The organism is Mesorhizobium sp. M7A.F.Ca.AU.002.02.1.1, from assembly GCF_003998535.1.
Taxonomy (GTDB): domain Bacteria; phylum Pseudomonadota; class Alphaproteobacteria; order Rhizobiales; family Rhizobiaceae; genus Mesorhizobium; species Mesorhizobium ciceri.
This window is the reverse complement of the sequence record NZ_RZPB01000245.1, coordinates 1-7,600: the sequence shown is the minus strand read 5'-3', so window position 1 is coordinate 7,600 and position 7,600 is coordinate 1. Positions and strand designations below refer to the sequence as shown.

At 63.0% G+C, this 7,600-nt stretch carries 7 protein-coding genes; 2 read left to right on the top strand and 5 right to left on the bottom strand.

Features of this window, described 5'->3' with window-relative positions:
- From EN879_RS16640 to EN879_RS16620, 5 genes are all read right to left on the bottom strand, one after another.
- Positions 1 to 621 (bottom strand): SGNH/GDSL hydrolase family protein (locus EN879_RS16640; protein WP_127274135.1); only part of this gene is annotated, 621 nt, incomplete at its 3' end.
- An 89-nt stretch (positions 622 to 710) separates the two neighbouring features.
- A complete protein-coding gene (locus EN879_RS16635) occupies positions 711 to 1,664 on the bottom strand; it encodes an ABC transporter permease (protein ID WP_063168693.1) in 954 nt (317 codons plus the stop codon).
- A gap of 3 nt (positions 1,665 to 1,667) precedes the next feature.
- Complete coding sequence (locus EN879_RS16630) at positions 1,668 to 2,630, bottom strand: ABC transporter permease (protein ID WP_013530475.1); 963 nt, start codon at positions 2,628 to 2,630, stop codon at positions 1,668 to 1,670.
- A gap of 9 nt (positions 2,631 to 2,639) precedes the next feature.
- Positions 2,640 to 4,151 carry a sugar ABC transporter ATP-binding protein gene (locus tag EN879_RS16625; RefSeq protein WP_013530474.1) on the bottom strand — a complete coding sequence of 504 codons (1,512 nt, stop codon included), beginning with the start codon at positions 4,149 to 4,151 and terminating at the stop codon, positions 2,640 to 2,642.
- Between the two features lie 81 nt (positions 4,152 to 4,232).
- The gene (locus tag EN879_RS16620; protein WP_013530473.1) at positions 4,233 to 5,312 is read right to left on the bottom strand and encodes a substrate-binding domain-containing protein; all 1,080 of its coding nucleotides are present in this window, start codon (positions 5,310 to 5,312) and stop codon (positions 4,233 to 4,235) included.
- Between the two features lie 320 nt (positions 5,313 to 5,632).
- Here EN879_RS16620 and EN879_RS16615 point away from each other — a divergent pair, with 320 nt between their 5' ends.
- Together EN879_RS16615 and EN879_RS16610 are read left to right on the top strand one after the other, a co-directional pair.
- Complete coding sequence (locus EN879_RS16615) at positions 5,633 to 6,283, top strand: SGNH/GDSL hydrolase family protein (protein ID WP_023809404.1); 651 nt, start codon at positions 5,633 to 5,635, stop codon at positions 6,281 to 6,283.
- Positions 6,284 to 6,340: 57 nt separating this feature from the next.
- On the top strand, positions 6,341 to 7,435 hold the full coding sequence (locus tag EN879_RS16610; RefSeq protein ID WP_013530471.1) for an ROK family transcriptional regulator: 1,095 nt from the start codon (positions 6,341 to 6,343) through the stop codon (positions 7,433 to 7,435).
- The last annotated feature ends 165 nt before the right edge of the window (positions 7,436 to 7,600 follow it).

Below are 7,600 nucleotides of genomic sequence, written 5' to 3'. Positions count from 1 at the left end.
TCCCAGATCGGCGTTGTTTGCGGCGGTGAAATGAATTCCGTCGACACCGTCCGTGGTGAGGTAATCGCCGGCATTGAGGAAATCGATCTTCATGAAATCCGCCATCGCCTTGTACTGCCTGGCCAGGTCCCTGGATTTTTCGTGCCCGCCGCCGAACATGCCCTCGAACCATGGATCGGGCATCGGGGTCAGCGGCGGCGGCGCAATGACCAGCGCCTTGGGGGCCGGATAAGGGGTGCCGATGCCGCCGGCACTGGTCAGGATCTGCCCGACCAGTTTCGCCATTCCATTGGCGATCTCATAAGGCGTCCGGCGGAAATAGGACTTGGTGTCGTTGGTGCCGAGCATGACGATGACCAGGTCCAGCGGCAGATGGCTGGCGATGGCCGAGGGCAGGTAGTTCGCCCCGTTCAGGCGCGGATCGTTGGGGTCGTCGAGACATGTCGTGCGCGCGCTCAGGCCTTCCTCGATGATGTGGTAGCCCCCTCCCAGCGCCGCCGCCATCACACCGGTCCAGCGCTGGTCATAGGGGTAGCGGTAGGTCGGCGACCCCTCCTTGACCGGAACCCAGCCCCAGGTCAGCGAGTCGCCATAGCACATGATGTTTTTTGGCGGTGACATCCATGTTTCTCCATCTGTTTGCAATTGTCTGAACGCGTGGATTTGTCGGTCCCGGCGAACACCGGTCGGCTTGCTTTCGCCGTCTCAGGTCAGGGGTTTCGCACCCGCACTCCGTAGAAGATCGCGGCACCCAGGATGATGACGCCCTGCGCGATGAGCTTGCCGGGCTCGTCGATGCCGAGCACGGTCATCACCACGAACAGCAGCGCAAAGCACAACGCCCCGAAGAAAGGTCCCCAGACGCCACCGTCGCCGCGACCGAAGACGACGCCGCCGAGGATCGTTGCCGCGACCGCCAGGATCGGCAGGTCGAGGCCGACACGGACGCTGCCGACGGCGATCGAACCGGTCTGTACCAGGGCCGCGATCGCCGCGATCAGGCCGGCGAGCGTGTGCGCAAGGATCACCGTGCGCTGGACCGGCACGCCGGAAAAATGCGCGGCTTCGGCATTCTCCCCGACCGAGGCGACGTAGCGGCCAAAGACGGTCCGCGACAGCAGCAGCCACACCAAAGCGGTCAGCAGGACCCAGAACAGCACCGGCGTCGGAACCGACAGGAATTTCGTGTTGTAGAGGTCGTTGAACAGCTTCGGCACATCGCCGGGCGGATTGCCGCTCGACAGGAACTGCACCAGCCCGACCAGGATGATGCTGACCGCCAGCGTGACGATGACCGCCGACACCCGCCGGCTCCCTATCATGAAGCCGTTGAACAGGCCGATGACGAGGCCGGTACCGAGCGCCAGCACGACGAAGAAAGGCATCGACGCGCCGGGGAAAGTGCCCGACGAAATGAAATAGTTGATGAGCAGGATGATGCCGCCGCCGGAAAGGTCGATCGACTTCACCCGCATGACGACGAGCTGCCCCAGAACCAGGATGCCGAGCGGGACGATCTGCCTGACGAAGATACCCATGATGTTGAGGTTGAGCATGTTCGGCCGTGCGATCCACAGCGTGGCCAGCAGCACGAGGAAGACAAAATAGGACGGCGGTATGCGCAGCAGGCGCCGGGCGATCGGATTTGCGAGAACGGCAGCCATCTTTCAGAGCCCCATCTTCTTGCGGGATTGCAGCCCGACCACCGCCAGCAGGATGCCGCCCTTGATCGCGGTCTGGACGAACGGCGAGACGTTGGCGAGGTTCATGCCATTGGCCAGCAGCGCCATGACCAGCGCGCCGATCACGGTGCCGTGCAGGCTGCCTATGCCACCGGAAAGCTGGGTGCCTCCAAGCGCCACGGCGGTGACGGTATCGAGTTCGAAAAGCAGCCCGACATTCGGATCGCCCGACACGATGCGCCCGGCGAGGAAGACACCGGCAACGGCTGCGAAACAGGAACAGATCACATAGGCGAGGATGATGTTGCGGCGGTCGGAGACGCCGAAATTGCGGGCAGCACTCTCGGCGCCGGACGCGATGCCGCCGCCAATCGCAAACAGATGCAGCCCGTACCGGGATCCGTAGAGCAGTTTCCACGCTGCCAGGATCACGACGATGCCCCAGAAAACCGGATAGGGAATGCCGAGGAAACTGCCCGAGACGGCATCGATGACGATCTCCGGCACCGTGCCGCCGGAGACGGGCCGCAGGATGCGCGTGATGCCGAGCACGATGTACTGCGTCGACAGCGTCGCGATGATCGGATGGACGTTGAAACGGGTGATCGCCAGACCGTTGATCAGCCCGATGACTGCCGCCAGCACGAAGACCGCCGGGATCAACACAATCGCTGGCTGGTCGAGCGCCAGCACCGCGGTGGTGAAGCTGATGACCGAGCCGACCGACAGGTCGAGCCCGCCGATGAGCACGACGACGAGCTGTCCGATCGCCGCGATGATCAGCGGCATCGCCTGGGCAACCAGGTTGAAGAGGTTTTCGGCCGTGGCGAACTGCGTCGTCTCGACGGTCAGCCACAGCGAAATGAGCAAGGCGACCAGCAGCGGCAGGCCCCACAGGCCCTGCCGCGTGTTCCGGCCATTCAGGATGTTGAAAACCGAACGAACCATGGCAGGCCCCTAATGCTGGCGCGTGGAGCCGCCCATGAGGGCCGCGTCGAGAATCTTGTGTTCGCTCGCCTGCGCTGCCGGCATTTCGGCCACGATCGTGTCGTGATGGACGACGTAGATGCGGTCGCAGAGCCCGATCAGCTCGATCGTCTCGCGCGACAGCACCAGCACCGCGCCGCCCTTCGCGGTGAAGTCCCGCAGAAGATGGTAGATCTCGGACTTGGCGCCGATGTCGACGCCGCGCGTCGGCTCTTCGACCAGCAGAAGATCGAGATCGGCGGCAAGGTAGCGGCCGAGCAGAACCTTTTGCTGGTTGCCGCCCGACAGCGAACCGACCGCAGCCGACAGGCCCGCCGCCTTTATGTTCATGACCTCCATCATGCGGGCGATGACGTTTCGATATGGCCGCGCCGGCGCAAGTTCCGGGCGCCTCGAATGCAATCCGATGGCGATGTTGTGGGCGATCGGCAAAGCGAGGAAGAGCCCCTCTTCCTTGCGGTCCTCGGGAACGAAGCCGACCTTCAGCTGCTGCAAATACCGAACGCCCGCCGACGCCGGGAGCGGCATCTTCAGCGCCTTGCCGTTGATGGAAATCGTCCCGGCGAAGGGATGGTAGCGGCCAATCAGCGATCGCAGGAAGCGCTGCTGGCCCTGCCCTTCCAGCCCGGCCAGGGCGACGATCTCGCCCTTGTGCAAAGTCAGCGACAGCGGCTGCGATGTCTCGGTGATCTTGAGGTTTTCGACGCGCAGTATCTCATCGCCTACATCGCCCGTACGATCGGGAAAAAGGTCCTGGAGTTCGCGTCCGACCATCATGGCGATGAGTTCGTCGGTGGTGATCTCGGGCACCGTCCTTGTGCCGACCAGTGCGCCATCCTTCAGCACCGTCACGGTGTCGCACAACTCGAAGATCTCCTCCATGCGATGCGAGATGTAGACGATGGCTTTTCCCTTGTCGCGCAGCCGGCGGATGTTGCGGTTGAGCACATCGACATCGGCCGCGTTGAGCGCCGCCGTCGGCTCATCGAGGATGAGCACGCTGGCGTCGGCCTGGATGCAATGCGCGATCTCGACGAATTGCCGCTCGGCTATGGTCAGGTTGGAAACGAGTTGCGACGGGTCGAGCGTGAGGCCGAGTTCGCCAAGCGCCCTGGCGGTCTGGCTTTTCATCGCGGGATAGTCGATCGAGCCGAACCGGGTCGTCGGCTCCCGGCCGAGGAACATGTTCTCGGCGATCGACAGATTGGGCAGCAGCGAATGCTCCTGGAAAACGGTCGAAATGCCGGCATCGAGCGCGGCGCGCGGCGACTTCAGATCGAGCTTCTCGCCGCTCATGAAGATCTCGCCGGAATCGGGCTGATGCACGCCCGCCAGAATCTTCATCAACGTCGATTTGCCGGCACCGTTCTCGCCCATCAGGGCGTGGATGCTGCCCGCCTTGAGGTCGAGGGAAACGGAGTGGAGCGCCTTGCTCCCTCCGAATGCCTTCGAAATGTGGGACATCTCGACAAGATTGGTCACGAAACCCTCGAACGAACCGGATTCGACACATGGAACGGCCTGCGGGGAATGTTTGTCCACTCCCCGCCAGCCACGGCGCCGTCACTTCTTGCCGTAATATTCCTTGAGCTTGTCTTCCGGCAGTTCGCTTGGCCACCAGACATTGGCGGTCAGGTCATCGCGATAGTATTTCTTGGCCTTGTCCTGGTCCCATCCGTCGGGATTGTAGACATAGCGCTTGTAGAGCTGCTTGCCTTCCAGAAGGGCAACGGCAGCGCGCACGCCGGCAGCGCCCTGGGCGGGACTGTATTCCGGAGAGATCGACTTGAACCCATCCGTAATCCACTGGCCGAAATAGCCATTGTTGCCCTCGCCCGAAATCGGCGGAATGGGTGTGCCGAACTGCTTGAAGACATCGACGCAGGCGCGCGTCATGTCGGCGCCGGACGACCAGATGCCGTCGACCTGCGGATTGTTCAGATAGAGCGTCTCGCACAGCTTCTTGGCCTTGTCGTACTGCCAGTCGCCATGCTCCTCGGCAATGATCTGCACATGCGTGCCCTTGAGCGATTCCAGGAGGCCGTTATAGCGGTTGGTGTCTTCCGGATGGCCGGCCAGGCCACGCAGGACCCAGATCTTGCCGTTGTCGCCGACGGTCTTCACCAGCCAGTCGCCCATGACCTTGCCGAAGTGCTCGGCGCCGCCCTGGATTTCGGTGGTGTAGGCGTCGGAATCGATACGCCCGGTGTGAAGGATGACCGGGATGCCGGCGGCGACCGCCTTGGCGATGCTGGCATTGGCCGACGTGCTGGTCACCGGTTGAACGATGATGGCGTCGACATGCTGTGCGATCAGGTCCTCGATATCGGCCACCTGCTTCTTCTGGTCGAAGCCGGCATCGAGCAGGATGAATTTCGAGATGCGCTTGTCCTTGGCCGCGGCGTTCTCCGCCTCATGCGCCACCTGCACCGTCCAGGTGTTTGCGTTGACACCGAAGTCGCTCATGCCGATGACCCAGGGCGGGTCCTTCTTGAACGCACCGGCGGCGGTCATGCGCGTGTCGTCGGGGCGCGGCGCCACGCCGTCCATCAGCTTGACGTCTTGCGCATGCGCCAGGGACGTCACGGCAAGCGTGGACGCAACGAGCATCCCCAGGCCGACGGTTTTCAGCAATCCTAACATTGAACACTCCTCCTTGTGGTTGCTCCGGCCTACAAATTCGTATGGCCACGAGACGCTCTCCCAATGCATGCCCCCGTCACAAACCGACCGATGCGCGCAATTCTCCCGCCCCCGAACACATGCGTGTCGAAGCCCAACTTCTGCTGGACGATGATGACGGTCGAGAACTCCTCCGGGCACTTTAGAAGCACAGCGGATTCGCCCTGTCAATAGTTAGTCAGGTTGAATGACTATTCCCTTGCTTGCCTTTCGCCGCTCCACTATCCATCATGAATGGCGCTCGCCGGCTTCGGCGCGCAGTCTGTCCCGGCGGGAAAAACATGCGATCAGTCTTGTGCTACGGCGACTCCAACACGCACGGCCAGATCCCCGGCAGGGGGCCGCTCGAGCGCTATGGTCCGGGTGAACGCTGGCCGGGCATATTGCGTTCTCAGCTGGGCCCTGACTGGTATGTCATCGAGGAGGGGTTGAGCGGCCGCACCACCGTCCACGACGACCCGATCGAGGGCGCCCACAAGAACGGCCGAACCTATCTTCGTCCTTGCCTGCAGAGCCATGCGACGCTCGACCTCGTCATCATCATGCTCGGCACCAACGATCTGAAGATCCGCTTCAACAAGCCGCCGTCGGAAGTGGCGATGGGGATCGGCTGCCTCGTCTACGACATCAAGGAGCTGGCGCCAGGTCCGGGCGGCTCGACGCCCGAGATCATGATCGTGGCGCCACCGCCGATGCAGGACGACGTCAAGGAATGGAAGTCCATATTCGCCGGCGCGCCGGAGAAATCGCGCCTGCTCGCGCTCGAGTTCGAGGTTCTGGCGGACTCGCTCGAACTGCACTTTTTCGATGCCGGCTCGGTGGTGTCGTGCAGCGAGGCGGACGGCTTTCACATCGATGCCGAGGCGCACAGATTGCTGGGCACCGCGCTCGCCCGCGCGGTCGATGCCATCGGCTGGAGCCGCTCGACATGAGCAACCATACCGCCGCCAGGCAACGCGCTCTTACCGACGGGGCGACCTTTGCCTGACATGAGATTCGCACCACCCAATCCCTTGCGCATCGCCGATCGTGCGAGCGGGCTGAATGCATTGAGCGTCCGCAGCTACAACGAGCGGCTGGTGCTGTCCCTGCTGCTTCAGAACGAAGGCATTTCGCGGATGGAAATCGGCGAGAAGACCGGCCTGTCGGCGCAGACGGCTTCAGTCATCGTTCGCTCGCTCGAGCAGGAGGGCCTGGTCTCGCAGGGCGAGGCGCAGCGCGGCCGCGTCGGGCCGCCGACGATCCCGCTTTCACTCAACCCGGAGGGCGCCTATGCGGTTGGCGTCGGCTTCAGCCGGCGCAGGATCGACATCGCGCTCATCGACTTCATCGGCACGGTGCGCTTCCACACGCAGTTGCCGGCGGATGAAGCCAATCCGTTTCCGCAAAGCAGCGATCTGTTCGGCGCGATCGGGCAAGCCATGACCAGCCTGCCGGTCGAGGCGCGCAGCCGGGTTGCCGGCATCGGCCTGGCGGTTCCCGACGATGTCGACACGATGGCTGCAACCCGCAACGGATCGAGCACCTCGCTCAAGGCCTTGCAGGCCGAGATCGAGGAACAGATCAAGCTGCCCGTTTTCGTGCAGAACGACATCACCGCTGCGGCCGGCGGCGAGAGTATGTTCGGCGTCGCAAAGCCGCTCAACGATTATCTGTTCTTCTATCTCGGAGCACGGCTGCAGAGCAGGCTCATCCTCAACCACCAGATCTACAAGGGAAACTCCAGCGCCAGCTTCGATCACGGCCTGATGCGCCTGGAGAGCGAACTGGCCATGCGCGGGCGCCCGTCCGAAATCATCTGGAGCAGCAGCCCTGAGTGGCCCGATCTGGGCGAGGCCTACAGCGCATGGCTGGGCGAGTGTTCCGACCGCCTGAAAGCGTCGATCTCCGCGCTGACCCAGTTTGTCGAGTTCAGGACGGTCGTCCTGTCCAGCTATGCGCCGCAAAAGATTGCCGAGGCCTTGTGCGACGACATCGGCCGGGAATTCCCCGGCATCGAAGCGCTGCCGGCGCGCGTCACCATCAGCCCGAAGGCCGTCGGCGCGGCAAGCCTGCCATTCAGTTCGCGCTTCATGATCCAGTGATCGAGCTGAACCGGGTTGCCGGTCGGCCGATCATGCCCTCTGCAGGTCCATCAATGATTTTCAGGTGACCAGGCGAATCCGCTTGCCAGGACGCCCCACTTAATAGCATGTTAAGTGAACCCTGAGATCGCCATGAAAATCGCTGCGGATCACGCACTCAACGAC

Coding starts and splice junctions, on each gene's coding strand:
- EN879_RS16630 (WP_013530475.1), bottom strand. CDS start 2,630: ATGGTTCGTTCGGTTTTCAACATCCTGAATGGCCGGAACACGCGGCAG.
- EN879_RS16620 (WP_013530473.1), bottom strand. CDS start 5,312: ATGTTAGGATTGCTGAAAACCGTCGGCCTGGGGATGCTCGTTGCGTCC.
- EN879_RS16610 (WP_013530471.1), top strand. CDS start 6,341: ATGAGATTCGCACCACCCAATCCCTTGCGCATCGCCGATCGTGCGAGC.
- EN879_RS16635 (WP_063168693.1), bottom strand. CDS start 1,664: ATGGCTGCCGTTCTCGCAAATCCGATCGCCCGGCGCCTGCTGCGCATA.
- EN879_RS16615 (WP_023809404.1), top strand. CDS start 5,633: ATGCGATCAGTCTTGTGCTACGGCGACTCCAACACGCACGGCCAGATC.